The following is a 15,544-nucleotide window of genomic DNA, read 5'->3' on the forward strand; positions in this document are numbered from 1 at the left end:
CCTCACGCATCATGCCCCGGCTGGGATTTCGGCACCCGCATGGTGATCAGCGTTCCCTCGCCCGGCGCCGTTTCCACCACCAGCCCGTGGTCGTTGCCGTACACCTGGCGCAGCCGCGCATCCACGTTCCGCAGCCCCACGTGGTCCCCGTCGGTATGGCCCGCCAGCATGGACCTCAAGTGCTCCGGATCCATCCCCACACCGTCGTCCTCGATGGTGACCTCGGCGAACGCCCCCGCGTCCTCGGCCTTAATGGTGATGTGCCCCGGGCCTTCCTTGGCCTCGAGCCCGTGCCGGACGGCGTTTTCAACCAGCGGCTGCAGGCTGAGGAACGGGATAACGGTGCCCAGCACTTCCGGGGCTACCCGAAGGCTGACCTGGACGCGCTCGCCGAACCGGGCCCGCTCCAGGAGCAGGTAGCGGTCAATGCAGCGGAGCTCTTCGGCGAGGGTGGTGAAGTCGCCGTGCCGCCGGAAGGAGTAGCGGGTGAAATCCGCGAACTCCACCACCAGCTCCCTGGCCCGCTCCGGATCGGTGTTGATGAAGGAGGCGATGGCATTGAGCGAGTTGTAGATGAAGTGCGGGCTGATCTGGGCCCGCAGCGCCCGGACTTCCGCTTCCATCAGGAGGTTCCGTGACGCGTCCAGTTCGGCGAGTTCCACCTGGACAGCCACCCAGTCCGCCACCTCCCCGGTTGCCCGGACCAGGCCTGCCCCAGCGGACGGCGCGAAGGCTGCCACCGCGCCCACCACGCGGGTGCCGGCGCGTACCGGGGCGATGACCCCGGCAAGGTGCCCGCCGGTTCCCTCCGTGCCGGCGGACAGCACAGCCGTCCGGCCGGACGCCAGGACATCCGCTGCGAGTTCCATCAGGCGCGGCCGGATGTCCTCGGCGCCCCCGTCCCAGGCCAGTACGCCGGAGGTGTCAGTGATCGCCAGGGCATCGCAGGCAAGGAGGGTCCGCAGCTGGCGGCTGGCTTTCGCCGCGCCGGCGGGGTTCAGGCCGCGCCTGAGGTGCTGCCCGGCCTGGGAGGCGGCGTGGAGCGTGTGGTACGTGGCGCGCTCAGCGTCGGTGCCCAGTTCCCGGAAGGAGCGGAGCACCTTCAGGCCCACGCCGACGACGACGGCAATGGCCATGGCGATCACCGCAACGGCTGCGGCGGTGAGGAGGGGGGAGTCCGGCATGGTGCCCAGCGTAGCGGCGGGCGCCGCTTGCCGCAGCATCGCAGCCGTTGAGCGACAGTGGGCGGTGAAGTGCTGGAACAGGGACACGCCAGGGCGGCACAGTGATTGGTGTCACATCTGCGGTGCCCCCGCGTGGTGCTGCCGGCCAGGGACCCTGTCCGGCGGTTCGGGGCCCTCCGCCCGGTGTGTTCCGGCAACTCAATGAGGAGGAACGATGGGTAATGATGCCCATACTCCGGACGCAGCGGCGTCCGTGGACTTCGAGCAGGTCCAGTCGACCGGGCAGTTCCAGGAATTGCGCAAGCGTCACCGCAGCTTTGTCTTCCCCATGGCAGTGGCCTTCCTGCTGTGGTACTTCGCCTATGTCCTGCTCGCGGACTATGCGGTGGGCTTCATGTCCACCAAGGTTTGGGGCAACATCAACATCGGACTGATCCTGGGCCTGCTCCAGTTCGTCTCGACGTTCGCGATCACCGGCTGGTACGTCCACTATTCCAACAAGCGGCTGGACCCCATTGCCACGGAGATCAGGCACGAGATCGAGGGCCACGAATTCGACAAGAACCCAAACCGAGTGGGCGGAGCCAACAAATGATCGCAATTCCCGCTGCGGTGGATGTCGCCGCGCTCAAGGACACCACCCTGCTGAACATGGGCATCTTCGGCCTCTTCGTGGCCGTGACCATGGTGATCGTGCTGCGCGCCAGCAGGAACAACAAGACCGCCGCCGACTACTACGCCGCCGGTCGCTCGTTCACCGGCTCACAAAACGGCACCGCCATCGCCGGCGATTACCTGTCCGCGGCATCCTTCCTGGGCATCACCGGCGCCATCGCCATCAACGGCTATGACGGGTTCATGTACTCCATCGGGTTCCTGGTGGCGTGGCTCGTGGCGCTGCTGCTGGTGGCTGAACTGCTGCGCAACACCGGCAAGTTCACCATGGCGGACGTTCTGTCCTTCCGGCTGAAGCAGCGGCCGGTCCGGATCGCCGCCGCCATCTCCACCCTCGCGGTCTGCTTCTTCTACCTGCTGGCCCAGATGGCCGGCGCGGGAAGCCTGATCTCGCTCCTGCTGGGTATCAGCGACTGGGGCGGACAGGCCCTGGTGATCATCGTCGTCGGCGCCCTCATGATCATGTACGTCCTGATCGGCGGCATGAAGGGCACCACCTGGGTCCAGATCATCAAGGCCATGCTGCTGATCGCCGGCGCCGCCGTAATGACCCTCTGGGTCCTGGCCATCTACGGCTTCAACCTCTCGGCCCTGCTGGGCGGCGCCGTGGAGACTGCCAACAACCCGGCAGTCCTCAACCCGGGCCTGCAGTACGGCAAGACGGAGACCTCCAAGCTGGACTTCATGTCCCTCGGCCTGGCCCTGGTCCTGGGCACGGCGGCCCTGCCGCACGTGCTGATGCGTTTCTACACCGTGCCTACGGCCAAGGAAGCCCGCAAGTCCGTGGTCTGGTCCATCTGGCTGATCGGCCTGTTCTACCTGTTCACCCTGGTGCTGGGCTACGGTGCAGCTGCCCTGGTGGGAGCGGACACCATCAAGTCCGCCCCCGGCGGCGTCAACGCTGCCGCCCCGCTGCTGGCCTTCCACCTGGGCGGGCCACTGCTGCTGGGCTTCATCTCCGCGGTGGCGTTCGCCACCATCCTGGCGGTGGTGGCCGGCCTGACCATCACGGCCGCAGCATCCTTTGCGCATGACATCTACGCCAACGTCATCGCCAAGGGCAAGGCCGACGCCGCCACAGAAGTCCGGGTGGCCCGGCGCACCGTGGTGGTCATCGGCATCCTGGCCATCCTGGGCGGCATCTTCGCCAACGGCCAGAACGTGGCCTTCCTGGTGGCGCTGGCCTTTGCCGTCGCTGCGTCGGCAAACCTGCCCACCATCATCTACTCACTGTTCTGGCGGAAGTTCACCACCCAGGGCGCGGTGTGGAGCATGTACGGCGGCCTGGCCTCGGCGATCCTGCTCATCATCTTCTCCCCGGTGGTCTCGGGACTGAAGACCTCCATGATCCCCGGGGCAAACTTCGCCCTCTTCCCGCTCAGCAACCCGGGCATCGTCTCCATCCCGCTGGCTTTCTTCCTGGGCTGGCTGGGCACCACCCTGGACAAGAGGCGTGAGGACGTGTCGAAGCAGGCCGAGATGGAAGTCCGCTCGCTGACCGGCATCGGTGCCGAAAAGGCGGTGGACCACTAAACCGGGGCGCCCGGAAACAGGGACCACGCCAACCTGCACGGAACCTGTTCGGGTGCCACGTGAAGAGCCTCCTGCCGCGGATGCGGCACGGAGGCTCTTTCGTTGGGACGGACCCGGTGTGTTTTCCGGCGGCCGATCAGGGATGGTGGTGGCCGCCCGGTGCCAGGTTCCCGTGTTCACCGTGTGGCACGGCGTACTGTCCCGCCGTCGAGGCGGCGAGGCCCGGCGTCGTAATGCCTGCCACCAGCACCGCCCCGGCGAACGCTGCCAACAACAGCCTGCCGGGGCGCATGCCGACCCCTGCTGACTGCGGCGTCCCGTCCGGCGGTGTGCTGTGCCGCTGGAGCCACCCGAGCGAGGCGATGATCATCAGCGTCAGCAGCAGCGCCGACAGCTGCGTCAGGCTGAGCCGGGAGGACGTTGATACGGGGAACGCAATGGCGGCCAGGTGGGCGGCGGCAGCGCCTGCCAGGGCGTACCGCGCCCACCTGTTGCCGGCCAGCCGGTCCTTGGCCAGGAACGCCACGGCGCCGGCCAGCAGGACGGTGCCCCACAGGCCGACCGTCAGGCCCGCAAGCAGGCCTGCCGGGTCCGGGGAGCCTCCCGCGAAGAAGCTGGACGAGATGGCCAGGTTGACCGCGGCTGCACCGAAGCCGGCGAACCCTGTGACCAGGCGGACCCAAGAGTCCGCCCGGGGTGCCGGGGGCTGCACCATCACGGGGCGGGCGCCCGGTGCCGTAGGCCGGAGCGGGGACATGCCGGACCTTGGCATGCTAGGCGCGGACAGCGGCGGGGGACTTGTCCAGGGACAGGCCCACGCCGAGGAGTAGCACGGCGCTGGCGAGGTGGAGGACGTTGTCGGCACCGTTCAGGGCGATGATGTTCAGTGGCGAATTCAGCAGGAACAGCCCCACGATGCCAACCAGGAGGTAGACGGCGCCGACGGCGGAGTTCACGGTGCGTGCGCTGTCAATCCCGCGGAGTCCGGCGAAGAGCAGTGCGGCGCCGATGGCCAGGTGGATCACGTTGTGCAGCGGGTTCACCTCGAAGATGATGAGGTTCGCGCCTTCCGTGGCGACGAATCCGACGCCTGAGGTTACGGCGAAGCCCAGGAGGCCCACCAGCAGGTAGACGGCTCCGAAGACGGAGGCGACGAGGCGGTTGGGTGAATTTCGCATGACCCGAATCCTTCCTTCAGGGCGGGTGGATTGTCCCGCCGGATACTGGCCCCTGGGTGGGGCCCTCGGAAGCGATTCGGATCATTGACCGGGTCGGATGGGTAGAAAGATCAGTACCCTTTCCTTCTACCGTCCGGCTGGTGGTGCCTAGGCCGCAGGCCGCAGCTTGATGTTGGTCATCAGCAGTTTGTCGGTGCCCTCGAACCGGTAGGCGAGGTCCACCTTCTTGCCGGTGCAGCTGATCTGGCCCACCACCTCGGCCGACTTGACGCCGTTCTCCGTGGCCACCTTGAGGTCGGTGTAGGCGGGCTTGCAGGAACTGTCCATTTCCAGGCTCTGCACGCCCGAGATGAAAGCCTCCTTGGAAAGCTGCTTCTGCAGGGCAGGGTCAAGGTACTGGTCGTAGGCGCCCGAGGTATCACCGGCAATCACCTTTTTGGTGAAATCATCGGCCAGGCCCCGGGCCTGGTTGGTGGCACTGCCCACCACATTCACCAGGATCACCACGCCGAGGATCACCAGGAGCAGCACCCCGCCAATGCTGCCCAGGATGATCCATAGCCGCTTGCGGCTCCCCGGCGGTGGTGGTTCCCCGGGGAGGCCGAACGGTGCCGGCCGGCCCGGCATCGGGGGCAACCCCTGTGGGGTGAAACCCGCCTGGCCTTGCCGGTACGGATCCTCGGGACTGCCCGGACCGTGGGAACTGCTCAAAGGGGAAGCCTTTCGTCGAACAGGCGCTGCGGCGCCGGCGAAGTGGTCCGGACCTCCCCGGCCCGGCGCATGACTGGACCAGCCTATAACCCTGCCTGCCGGCGTCGTCCCTGTTGCTGTGGCCGGACGCTGCCGCTACCCGGCTTCGGAGCCCCGGTCCAGCAGCGGCTGCACCCGGAAGGGGATCAACTCGCCCATGGCAAGGGCGGTGTCTGCCCGCTCCACGCCATCGCAGGCCAGGATCTTGCCGTTAATGCGGAAGAGGTCCTCCGCGTCCCTGGCCACCACGCGCAGCAGCAGGTCTGCCGAACCGGTCAGCCCGTAGCCCTCCAAGACCTCGGGGATGGCGGCGATTTCCTCTGCCAGCCGCCCAAGTTTTTGTTGCTGCACGTGGACCGAAATGAAAGCCATGAGCGGGTAGCCCAGGGCTGCCGGATTGAGGCGCCGCTCGAAGGACAGGAATACGTGCTTCTTTTCCAGCTGGGCCATGCGCGCCTGGACGGTATTGCGGGACAGGCCCAGCTTCTGGGCGAGGGCCACCACCGTCCGGCGGGGGTCCTGCGCCAACGCCGCCAGCAGGCGGGTGTCAGTGCCATCCAAAGCTCGCATAATGCGCAACGCTAGCACGGTGCAGCGGAGCCCGACAGGGCACTTTGCTCAGTAATGGCAGCAGTGGTTGTACCTCCTGGCTGTTGTGAGTAGGGTCACAGTATCTGGGGCAATGACGCCCGGAAGGCCGGTGGCGGCAGGAGCCAAAAGCCCCAAAACCACAGGTCAACGACGTTCGAAGGTTGCGGCAATCGTGTCTACAGACCAAACGGGCCATAGCGGCGCAAGTACCCCCGAAAGCGCAGGAAATGCCGGTGCAGCAGGGCCGGAGTTCCTCCAGCTGATCACCCCGGCCGGTGAGCGGATCAGCCACCCGGAGTTCGATTTCTGGGTCAGGGACATCACGGACGACCAGCTGTGCTCCCTCTTCGAGGACATGACCGTCATCCGGCGGATCGATGTTGAAGCCACGGCGCTGCAGCGGCAGGGTGAGCTTGCCCTCTGGCCGCCGCTCCTGGGGCAGGAGGCAGCCCAGATCGGGTCCGGGCGGTCGCTGCGCGCGGACGATTTCGTGTTCTCCAGCTACCGCGAGAACGGCGTGGCCTACTGCCGCGGCGTGGACCTGACGGACCTGCTGCGGGTTTGGCGTGGCAACGCTTCCGGCGGCTGGGACCCGTACAGCATCAACATGGCCACCCCGCAGATCATCATTGGCGCCCAGACCCTGCATGCCACCGGCTACGCCATGGGCATCCAGAACGATGGTGCCGATGCCGTGGCCGTCACCTACTTTGGCGACGGTGCCACCAGTGAGGGCGACGTGAACGAGGCCATGGTGTTCGCGGCCAGCTTCCAGGTCCCGGTGGTGTTCTTCTGCACCAACAACCACTGGGCCATCTCCGAGCCCGTGCGCCTGCAGTCCCACATCCAGCTCGCGGACCGCGCCACCGGTTTCGGAATCCCCAGCCTGCGGGTGGACGGCAACGATGTCCTGGCGGTCATGGCCGCCACCAGGCTGGCCCTTGACCGCGCACGGCGCGGCGGCGGCCCCACCTTTATCGAAGCCGTCAGCTACCGCATGGGGCCGCACACCACCGCCGACGACCCCACCCGGTACCGGGACGCCAATGAGCTGGAGGACTGGGCCGCCAAGGACCCCATCAGCCGGCTGGCCGGCCTCCTCGAGCGCAAGGGACTGCTGACCGGGGAGCTGCAGCAGCACGTCAAGGACAAGGCCGACACCGTGGCCGCGCAGATGCGCCGCGGCTGCACCACCATGCCGGAGCCCCAGCCCATGGACATCTTCAAGCATGTCTACAGCACGCCCAATTCCTGGCTGGAACGCCAGCAGGACCACTATGCACGGTATTTGGCCTCCTTCGGCGATCCCGCAGGTGCCGTTTCAGAGGAAGGTGCACGCTGATGACCCAGTTGACCTTTGCCCGCGCCATCAACGCCGGGCTCCGGAAGTCGCTGGAAAACGACGCCAAGGTGGTTCTCCTCGGCGAGGACATCGGCGCCCTGGGCGGTGTGTTCCGCGTGACGGACGGCCTGCAAAAGGACTTCGGAACCCACCGCGTGGTGGACACCCCGCTGGCGGAGTCCGCCATCGTGGGAACCGCCGTCGGCCTGGCTTACCGCGGCTACCGGCCCGTCGTGGAAATACAGTTCGACGGGTTCATCTATCCGGCCTTCGACCAGATCGTCAGCCAGGTTGCCAAGCTGCACTACCGCACCCGTGGGGCCGTCAAAATGCCCATCACCATCAGGGTCCCGTTCGGCGGCGGCATTGGCTCACCGGAGCACCATTCCGAATCCCCGGAAGCCTACTTCACCCATACCTCGGGGCTGCGGGTGGTCACCGTGGCCAACCCCCAGGACGCCTATACGGTCATCCAGCAGGCCATCGCCTGTGACGATCCCGTCCTCTACTTCGAGCCCAAGCGCCGCTACCACGACAAAGGCGAGGTGGACGAGAACGCAGATCCCGCCTCGACCCTCCCCATGGACAAGGCCCGGGTGCTGACCGACGGCAGTGACGTGACCCTGGTGGCATACGGGCCACTGGTCAAGACCGCCCTGGACGCAGCCTCCGCCGCCGCGGACGAGGGCATCTCCATCGAAGTCATCGACCTCCGCTCGCTGGCCCCCGTGGACTACGAACCGGTGGTGGCCTCGGTGCGCAAGACCGGGCGCCTGGTGGTCACGCACGAGGCTGCCCAGTCCGGCGGGCTGGGAGCGGAAGTGGCGGCCAGCATCACCGAACGGTGCTTCTACCACCTCGAGGCCGCTCCGGTCCGGGTGACGGGGTTCGACATTCCCTACCCCTACTCCAAGCTGGAAATGCACCACCTCCCGGGCCTGGACCGCATCCTGGACGGCGTGGACCGTGCCCTTGGCCGCCCCAATTCCCTGAGTGGACTGGAAGGATGAGCGCCACCATGATTAAGGAATTCCGTCTCCCGGACCTGGGGGAGGGACTTACGGAGTCTGAAATCCTCAGCTGGAAAGTGGACGTCGGCGACACCGTCAGCCTGAACCAGGTCATCGCCGAGGTGGAGACCGCCAAAGCCGTGGTGGAGCTCCCGTCGCCCTTCGCCGGGGTCATCAAAGAACTTCATGAACAGCCCGGTTCCGTGGTGGAGGTGGGCAAACCGATTGTCTCCTTCGAGGTGGCGGACGACGCCGGGTCCGCACCTTTGGCGCCGTCCGGCGCCGCGGGCGCGGAGTCCGGGGAGGCTGCGCTGGACACCCCGAAAAGGGAACCGAACCTCGTGGGGTACGGCGCCGTCGTCGAAGGTTCCGGGCGCCCCACGCGCCGGGCGCGGAACTTTGCCCCGGTAGTTGAGCCTGTCGAAACCAAGCCCCTGGTGGTTGAGCCTGTCGAAACCAAGCCTGTCGAAACCATGCACGTCGAAACCGGTCCTGCTGAAACCCCGCCGGCTGACACCAGGCCAGCCGAACGTCCCCGATCCACGCCTCCCGTCCGCAAGCTCGCCAAGGACCTGGGGCTGGACCTCGCACAGGTTCCGGGGACCGGTCCCGGCGGCCTGATTACGCGGGAGGACGTGCAGGCGTTTTCCGGCCACGGCGCGGAACCTGCCCCACAGGAGCGGGGTGCCGCGTCTTCAGCTGGAGCCGGGCCGGGGGAGCGGGAGACCCGGACGCCCATCAAGGGGGTGCGCAAGCACACCGCTGCCGCCATGGTGCAAAGCGCCTTCACCGCGCCCCATGCCACCGAGTTCCTGACCGTGGACGTCACGCCAAGCCTTGAACTCCTGGCCAAGCTCAAGACCGGCAGGGAATTCTCGGGAATCAAGCTGACCCCGTTGACGCTGGCCGCCAAAGCCGTGCTGATCGCCTTGGGGCGGAATCCGGCGCTGAACTCCCGCTGGGACGAGGAAAACCAGGAGATCGTCACCTTCAACTACGTGAACCTGGGCATCGCCGCCGCCACACCGCGCGGGCTCATGGTTCCCAATATCAAGGACGCCGACGCCCTGCCGTTCCCGAGGCTGGCGCAGGAGCTCGGGGCGCTCGCCGACGCCGCGCGGGCAGGCAAGACCACGCCGTCTGACCTCTCCGGCGGCACCATCTCCATTACCAACATCGGTGTCTTCGGCATCGACGCCGGTACCCCCATCCTCAACCCGGGGGAGGCAGCGATCCTTGGCCTCGGAGCTGTCCGGACCATGCCATGGGAATACCGGGGCGAGGTGGCGCTGCGCCAAGTGCTCACGTTGAGCCTGTCCTTCGACCACCGCCTGGTGGATGGGGAGCAGGGTTCCCGGTTCCTGGCGGACGTGGGAGCCATCCTGGCCGAGCCCGGCATGGTACTCACCATGGTCTAAGGGAGTCCCACCACCGGCCCCGGCCCGCACAGGCGGTGCTGTCCGGGGCCGGTTGTGCGGTCAGCGGCCGTTGGTGTCCGGGGTGGTGCGAATCAGGCCGAGGGCACCGTCAGGGCGGCCATGGCCATGGCCTCCAGGAGGGGACGCGCGGCCCTCGAGGCCATCCTGCGGCCATGGCTGCGGACGGAGTGCGGGGTGGAATTAATGAGCCCGAATGTGGCATGGGCCCGCATCCGCAGGTCTGAAACGTCGGTATCGGGATGGATCCGGGCCAGGACGTCCACCCAGATTTCCACGTAGCTGCGCTGGAGCGACCGCACGGCCAGCTGGTCCTGCTCCGACAGATTCGGAAGGTCCCGGTCCTGCACCCGGATCACGTCCGGCTTGCCGAGGGCGAAGTTGACCTGGAACTCCACCAGCTGCCGCAGGGCAGCCAGGGGGTCGGCCGTGCGCTCCACGACCTGCCGCCCGCCATCGAGCAGTTCCTGGCTCACGGTGACCAGCAGGTCGGCCAGGACTGCCTGCTTGCCGGAAAAGTGGCGGTACACGGCAGGACCGCTGACACCTGCCGCCGCGCCAAGGTCTTCCAGTGAAACCCGGTTGAAGCCGTTGGCCGCGAACAGGGAGGCGGCGGCGGAGAGCAACGCCTGCCGCCGGTTCTCCTTGGCCTTGCCGCGCTGGGTGGTGGGGGCCTGGGCGGCAGGAGCAGGCTGCGCGGTATTGCTGGACACTTTTCCTCCTTGGGCCGTCCCAGAGTCTAGCAATGCGATGCTGTGTTGGACATCACAGTTAATCGAGACTAACCTGAATTTCAGTTATTAGTCACTAACCGAGTTGGCCTTGGCGGCCGCCCGGACCCACTCAAGGACGGAGCGTCGATGGAGACCCTGGCCACCCGGCTCGACCCGGCAAGCGAGTCCTTCCGCGCCAACCGGGAGGAGCAGTCGTCGCTCGCGGGGGAGCTGCGGAAGAAGCTGGCAGATGCTGCCCTCGGCGGCCCCCAAAAGTCGCGGGACCGCCATGTGGCCCGTGGCAAGCTGCTGCCGCGGGACCGGATCGACCAGCTCCTGGATGACGGCAGCCCTTTCCTGGAAATCGCCCCGCTCGCCGCCAACGGCATGTACGGCGACGACGCTCCCGGTGCCGGAGTCATCGCAGGCATTGGCCTGGTGCATGGCCGGCAGGTCCTGGTCATCTCCAACGACGCCACCGTCAAGGGCGGCACCTATTACCCCATGACGGTGAAGAAGCACCTCCGCGCCCAGGAGATCGCCCTGGAAAACCGGCTGCCCTGCATCTACCTGGTCGATTCGGGCGGGGCCTTCCTGCCCATGCAGGACGAGGTCTTCCCGGACAAGGACCACTTTGGCCGGATCTTCTATAACCAGGCGCGGCTCTCCGCCGCCAAGATTCCGCAGCTCGCCGCCGTCATGGGGTCCTGCACTGCCGGCGGAGCCTACGTCCCCGCCATGAGCGACGAGACAGTCATTGTCCGGAACCAGGGCACCATCTTCCTCGGCGGGCCGCCGCTGGTAAAGGCAGCCATCGGAGAAATCGTCACCGCCGAGGAACTGGGCGGGGGCGACGTGCACTCGAAAATCTCCGGAGTCACCGATCATCTGGCAGAAAACGACGAACACGCCCTCCAGATCATCAGGGACATCGTTGCCACCCTGCCGCCTCCGGCCGCGCCCGCCTGGCAGGTGGAACCCGCCGTCGAACCGGCCGTGGACCCGGAAGGGCTCTACGGCGCCGTGCCCACGGACGTCAACGCCCCCTACTACGTCCACGAGGTCATTGCCCGGCTGGTGGACGGCAGTAAGTTCCACGAGTTCAAGAAGGATTACGGCACCACCCTGGTCACCGGATTCGCCCGGATTGATGGGCACCCCGTAGGGATTGTGGCCAACAACGGCGTGCTGTTCAGCGAGTCCTCGCTCAAGGGCGCACATTTCATTGAACTGTGCGACCAGCGCGGCATCCCGCTGCTCTTCCTGCAGAACATCTCCGGCTTCATGGTGGGCAGGGACGCCGAGCAGGGCGGCATCGCCAAGAACGGCGCCAAGATGGTGACCGCCGTTGCCACGGCCCGGGTCCCCAAACTGACGGTGGTCATTGGCGGCTCCTTCGGCGCCGGAAACTACTCCATGTGCGGCCGGGCCTATTCGCCGCGGTTCCTGTGGATGTGGCCGGCGGCCCGGATTTCGGTGATGGGCGGCAACCAGGCCGCCAGCGTGCTGGCCACGGTCAAACGGGACCAGTTCGAGGCGGCGGGGGAGGAATGGGCTGCCGACGACGAGGAAGCCTTCAAGGCACCCATCCGCCGGCAGTACGAGGACCAGGGCAGTCCCTACTACTCCACCGCCCGGCTGTGGGATGACGGCGTCATCGACCCCGCCGATACCCGCACCGTCCTGGGCCTGGCCCTCGATGTCGTCTCCCGCACCCCCCTGCCGGAAACTTCCTTCGGCCTCTTCCGGATGTGAGCCAGCAATGACCATGCAGACCAACACCGCAACGCAGCGGTCCACCCCAGGCACGCAGGCCGGCAGCGCCGAAAACCGCGGCGCAGCCCTCTTCAGCACCGTCCTGGTGGCCAACCGGGGGGAAATCGCCTGCCGCGTCATCCGGACGCTGCGTGCCCTGGGAATCCGTTCGGTGGCCGTTTACAGCGATGCCGACGCCGGTGCCCGCCACGTCCGTGAAGCTGACACGGCCCTGCGCATCGGCCCGGCAGCGGCAACCGAAAGCTACCTCAGCATTGACGCCATCCTTGAGGCCTGCCGGCAGTCCGGCGCGGAAGCGGTCCACCCCGGCTACGGCTTCCTGAGCGAGAATGCGGACTTCGCCCGTGCGCTCGGGAAGGCCGGTATTGCCTTCATTGGTCCCGGCGTGGATGCGTTGAACGTTATGGGCGACAAGATCCGCGCCAAAAACCATGTGGCAGGCTACTCCGTGCCGGTTGTCCCCGGCATCGCCAGGCCCGGCATGACGGACAGTGAGCTTGAGGAAGCCGCCGGCGCCGTCGGCTACCCGCTCCTGATCAAGCCCTCCGCCGGAGGCGGCGGCAAAGGCATGCACGTCGTCGAAAAGCCGGCGGACCTGCCCGCCGCCCTGGCCACCGCACGGCGGGTGGCCGCCGCCGCGTTCGGTGACGACACCCTTTTCCTGGAGCGCCTGGTGACCACACCGCGGCATATCGAAGTCCAGGTGCTGGCGGACGGCCACGGCAATGTCATCCACCTGGGCGAACGCGAATGCTCCCTGCAGCGGCGGCACCAGAAGGTCATCGAGGAAGCCCCGTCGCCCCTGCTGGAGGGTCTGCCCAACGGGGCGGACGTGCGTGCGCGGATCGGCGAGGCCGCCTGCAACGCAGCCCGCAGCGTGAACTACACCGGGGCCGGAACCGTGGAGTTCCTGGTCTCGGACAACGCACCGGATGAGTTCTTCTTCATGGAGATGAACACCCGGCTGCAGGTGGAGCACCCCGTCACGGAAATGGTGACGGGCGTCGACCTGGTGGAATGGCAGGTGCGGATCGCCGCCGGTGAACCGCTCACCATCCGGCAGTCCGACGTCGGGCTTTCCGGCCACGCGGTGGAAGCGCGCGTCTACGCCGAGGTGCCGGAGAAGAACTTCCTTCCCTCCACCGGGACGGTGCTCCGGCTGGCCGAGCTGCCCAACGCCGCTGACAGCCGGGTCCGGGTGGATTCCTCGCTGGTGGAAGGACTGGAGCTCTCCGCCAACTACGACCCCATGATCGCCAAAGTCATCGCCTGGGGCGGAGACCGTGCAGAGGCCCTGGAAACCCTCGACAGGGCGCTGGCCGGCTACACGGCACTGGGCATCGAGACCAACGTCGAGTACCTGCGGCTCCTGCTCAACGATCCCGACGTCCGCGCCGGGCGACTGGACACCGGACTGATCGAACGGAAAATGCCGGCGCTGGAATTTCGGCGCATTGGGGATCACGAACTGGTGGCTGCCGCGCTGTACTCACTCTCGCTGGAGGAAGAGAACCATCCCACTCCCGCCAGTGGGCCATGGCAGGCCAGGAGCGGCTGGCGGTTGGGGGCACCGGCGCCCCGCCGGATCAGCCTGGGAACGCCCGACGGCGGTGTGGCCACAGTTCAGGTCAGTGGAAGTCCCACCGGTGCGGACACCGCCGTGGTTGCTGTTGACGGCGGCGCCCGGCAGGCCGCGGCGCTGAGCCTGGCGGAGGACGGCAGCTCAGTCCTTACCCTTGGCGGGGCGGCACGGGAGTACCAGGTGGCCACGGCCCCCGGGCAACTCTTCCTTGGCAGCGGCGGCTGGTCCTGCCGCCTGGAACGCCTGACGCGGGAAGCCCGGCTGGAACGGGTGCTCGCGGCAGTCCAGCGCCAGGAAGGTGCCGCCGATCCCGAGGTGCGGTCGCCGATGCCGGGAACCGTCGTGGCGGTCCCGGTCAGCGACGGAGATGCGGTGGAGGCGGGCGAGGTCCTGGTATCCGTCGAGGCCATGAAGATGGAACACCATCTGGTGGCCCCCCTGGCCGGCACCGTCCACCTCACCGCCCGTATCGGTGACCTTGTCAAGGCCGACCAAATCCTGGCCACCATCCACCCTGCGGATGCGGAACCCGAACACACCGACGCAGACACCGCTACAGGCGCAGCTGCAGAACAAGGCGAAGGAGCCTGACCATGACCGGTTTTGAACTCACCGAGGAATACCAGGACCTCAGCGACACCGTCCGCGACTTCGCGGACAACGTGGTGGCCCCGGTGTCCGCCAAACACGACGAAGAGCACAGCTTCCCCTATGAAGTGGTGAAGCAGATGGCGGAAATGGGCCTGTTCGGACTGCCGTTCCCGGAGGAATACGGCGGCATGGGCGGGGACTACTTCGCCCTGGCCCTCGCACTGGAACAGCTGGGCCGCGTGGACCAGTCCGTCGCCATCACCCTGGAGGCCGGCGTGTCCCTCGGTGCCATGCCGGTGTACCGGTTCGGGACGGACGCACAGAAACAGGAATGGCTGCCCATGCTGGCGTCCGGCCAGGCGCTCGCCGGGTTCGGGCTCACCGAACCCGAAGCAGGCTCCGACGCCGGCGGCACCAAGACCCACGCCCGGCGGGAGGACGGCCATTGGGTCATCAACGGCAACAAGGAGTTCATCACCAACTCCGGAACCGACATCACCCGCCTGGTCACCGTTACCGCCGTCACCGGACAGCAGGAACGCCCGGACGGCAGCATCAAGAAGGACATCTCCACCATCCTGGTGCCCACCGACACTCCGGGCTTCAAGGCGGAAAAGCCCTACAACAAGGTGGGCTGGAACGCCTCGGACACCCACCCCCTCACCTTGAAGGACGTCCGAGTGCCGGAGGAAAACCTGCTGGGGACGGAGGGGCGCGGCTACGCCAACTTCCTGTCCATCCTGGACGAGGGCCGGATTGCCATCGCCGCCCTGGCCACAGGTGCCGCGCAGGGCTGCGTGGACCAGTCCGTCAGGTACGCCCGCGAGCGCCGTGCTTTCGGCCACGAAATCGGCAAGTACCAGGCCATCTCCTTCAAGATCGCCCGGATGGAGGCGCGCGCCCATACCGCCCGCCTGGCGTACTACGACGCGGCCGCCCGGATGCTTGCCGGCAAGCCGTTCAAGACCCAGGCGGCCATCGCTAAGATGGTCGCAGGCGAGGCGGCCATGGACAATGCGAGGGATGCCACCCAGGTATTCGGCGGCTATGGCTTCATCAACGAGTTCACCGTGGCACGTCACTACCGCGACTCCAAGATCCTTGAAGTGGGGGAGGGCACCACGGAGGTCCAGCTGATGCTGATCGCCCGCGAACTGGGACTCTAGCCGGCCGAAAGGATCAA

At 67.1% G+C, this 15,544-nt stretch carries 14 protein-coding genes; 8 read left to right on the forward strand and 6 right to left on the reverse strand.

Translation table 11 applies throughout. The annotated features are described in order from the left end of the window. Nucleotides 1-2: 2 nt before the first annotated feature. The gene (locus ACZ9J7_RS14130) at nt 3-1,184 is read right to left on the reverse strand and encodes a sensor histidine kinase (RefSeq protein WP_476210251.1); all 1,182 of its coding nucleotides are present in this window, start codon (nt 1,182-1,184) and stop codon (nt 3-5) included. A gap of 214 nt (nt 1,185-1,398) precedes the next feature. Here ACZ9J7_RS14130 and ACZ9J7_RS14135 point away from each other — a divergent pair, with 214 nt between their 5' ends. Next, nucleotides 1,399-1,779, forward strand: coding sequence for a DUF485 domain-containing protein (locus ACZ9J7_RS14135; RefSeq protein ID WP_476210253.1), 381 nt, complete (start codon nt 1,399-1,401; stop codon nt 1,777-1,779). Beyond that, nucleotides 1,776-3,392 (forward strand): solute symporter family protein, encoded by a 1,617-nt coding sequence (locus tag ACZ9J7_RS14140; RefSeq protein WP_476210254.1) that lies wholly within the window; start codon nt 1,776-1,778, stop codon nt 3,390-3,392. The genes ACZ9J7_RS14135 and ACZ9J7_RS14140 overlap by 4 nt, the downstream gene beginning before the upstream one ends. A gap of 136 nt (nt 3,393-3,528) precedes the next feature. On the opposite strand, the gene ACZ9J7_RS14145 is transcribed toward ACZ9J7_RS14140, so the two are convergent. The 4 genes from ACZ9J7_RS14145 to ACZ9J7_RS14160 all read right to left on the reverse strand — a co-directional run bounded on the left by ACZ9J7_RS14145 (nt 3,529) and on the right by ACZ9J7_RS14160 (nt 5,890). Continuing rightward, entirely contained in the window at nt 3,529-4,149 is a 621-nt protein-coding gene (locus ACZ9J7_RS14145) for a hypothetical protein (protein WP_476210255.1), read from the reverse strand. Between the two features lie 16 nt (nt 4,150-4,165). Then, nucleotides 4,166-4,570 carry a DUF4383 domain-containing protein gene (locus ACZ9J7_RS14150; RefSeq protein WP_476210257.1) on the reverse strand — a complete coding sequence of 135 codons (405 nt, stop codon included), beginning with the start codon at nt 4,568-4,570 and terminating at the stop codon, nt 4,166-4,168. Nucleotides 4,571-4,717: 147 nt separating this feature from the next. Then, nucleotides 4,718-5,281, reverse strand: a complete 564-nt coding sequence (locus ACZ9J7_RS14155; protein WP_476210258.1) for a hypothetical protein — start codon at nt 5,279-5,281, stop codon at nt 4,718-4,720. Between the two features lie 135 nt (nt 5,282-5,416). Beyond that, entirely contained in the window at nt 5,417-5,890 is a 474-nt protein-coding gene (locus ACZ9J7_RS14160; RefSeq protein WP_476210260.1) for an Lrp/AsnC family transcriptional regulator, read from the reverse strand. Between the two features lie 193 nt (nt 5,891-6,083). Between ACZ9J7_RS14160 and pdhA the strand changes: the two genes are divergently transcribed. Genes pdhA through ACZ9J7_RS14175 form a run of 3 tightly spaced genes read left to right on the forward strand, consistent with a single transcriptional unit; the run spans nt 6,084 to nt 9,681 of the window. After that, nucleotides 6,084-7,253, forward strand: coding sequence for a pyruvate dehydrogenase (acetyl-transferring) E1 component subunit alpha (pdhA, locus tag ACZ9J7_RS14165; protein ID WP_476210261.1), 1,170 nt, complete (start codon nt 6,084-6,086; stop codon nt 7,251-7,253). Then, a complete protein-coding gene (locus ACZ9J7_RS14170) occupies nt 7,253-8,263 on the forward strand; it encodes an alpha-ketoacid dehydrogenase subunit beta (protein ID WP_476210262.1) in 1,011 nt (336 codons plus the stop codon). The genes pdhA and ACZ9J7_RS14170 overlap by 1 nt, the downstream gene beginning before the upstream one ends. After that, nucleotides 8,260-9,681: a dihydrolipoamide acetyltransferase family protein gene (locus tag ACZ9J7_RS14175; protein ID WP_476210263.1), complete on the forward strand. Its 1,422-nt coding sequence runs from the start codon at nt 8,260-8,262 to the stop codon at nt 9,679-9,681. Before ACZ9J7_RS14170 ends, ACZ9J7_RS14175 begins: the two co-directional genes overlap by 4 nt. A 92-nt stretch (nt 9,682-9,773) precedes the next feature. On the opposite strand, the gene ACZ9J7_RS14180 is transcribed toward ACZ9J7_RS14175, so the two are convergent. Beyond that, nucleotides 9,774-10,412, reverse strand: coding sequence for an SACE_7040 family transcriptional regulator (locus ACZ9J7_RS14180; RefSeq protein WP_476210265.1), 639 nt, complete (start codon nt 10,410-10,412; stop codon nt 9,774-9,776). A gap of 147 nt (nt 10,413-10,559) precedes the next feature. On the opposite strand from ACZ9J7_RS14180, the gene ACZ9J7_RS14185 reads away from it, so the two are divergent. Genes ACZ9J7_RS14185 through ACZ9J7_RS14195 form a run of 3 tightly spaced genes read left to right on the forward strand, consistent with a single transcriptional unit; the run spans nt 10,560 to nt 15,527 of the window. Then, a complete protein-coding gene (locus tag ACZ9J7_RS14185) occupies nt 10,560-12,167 on the forward strand; it encodes a carboxyl transferase domain-containing protein (protein ID WP_476210267.1) in 1,608 nt (535 codons plus the stop codon). 7 nt (nt 12,168-12,174) lie between these two features. Then, on the forward strand, nt 12,175-14,361 hold the full coding sequence (locus tag ACZ9J7_RS14190) for an acetyl/propionyl/methylcrotonyl-CoA carboxylase subunit alpha (protein ID WP_476210269.1): 2,187 nt from the start codon (nt 12,175-12,177) through the stop codon (nt 14,359-14,361). Nucleotides 14,362-14,363: 2 nt separating this feature from the next. Then, nucleotides 14,364-15,527, forward strand: coding sequence for an acyl-CoA dehydrogenase family protein (locus tag ACZ9J7_RS14195; RefSeq protein ID WP_476210271.1), 1,164 nt, complete (start codon nt 14,364-14,366; stop codon nt 15,525-15,527). Nucleotides 15,528-15,544: the final 17 nt, after the last annotated feature.

The sequence above is a fragment of the Pseudarthrobacter sp. TE9888 genome, from assembly GCF_056279345.1.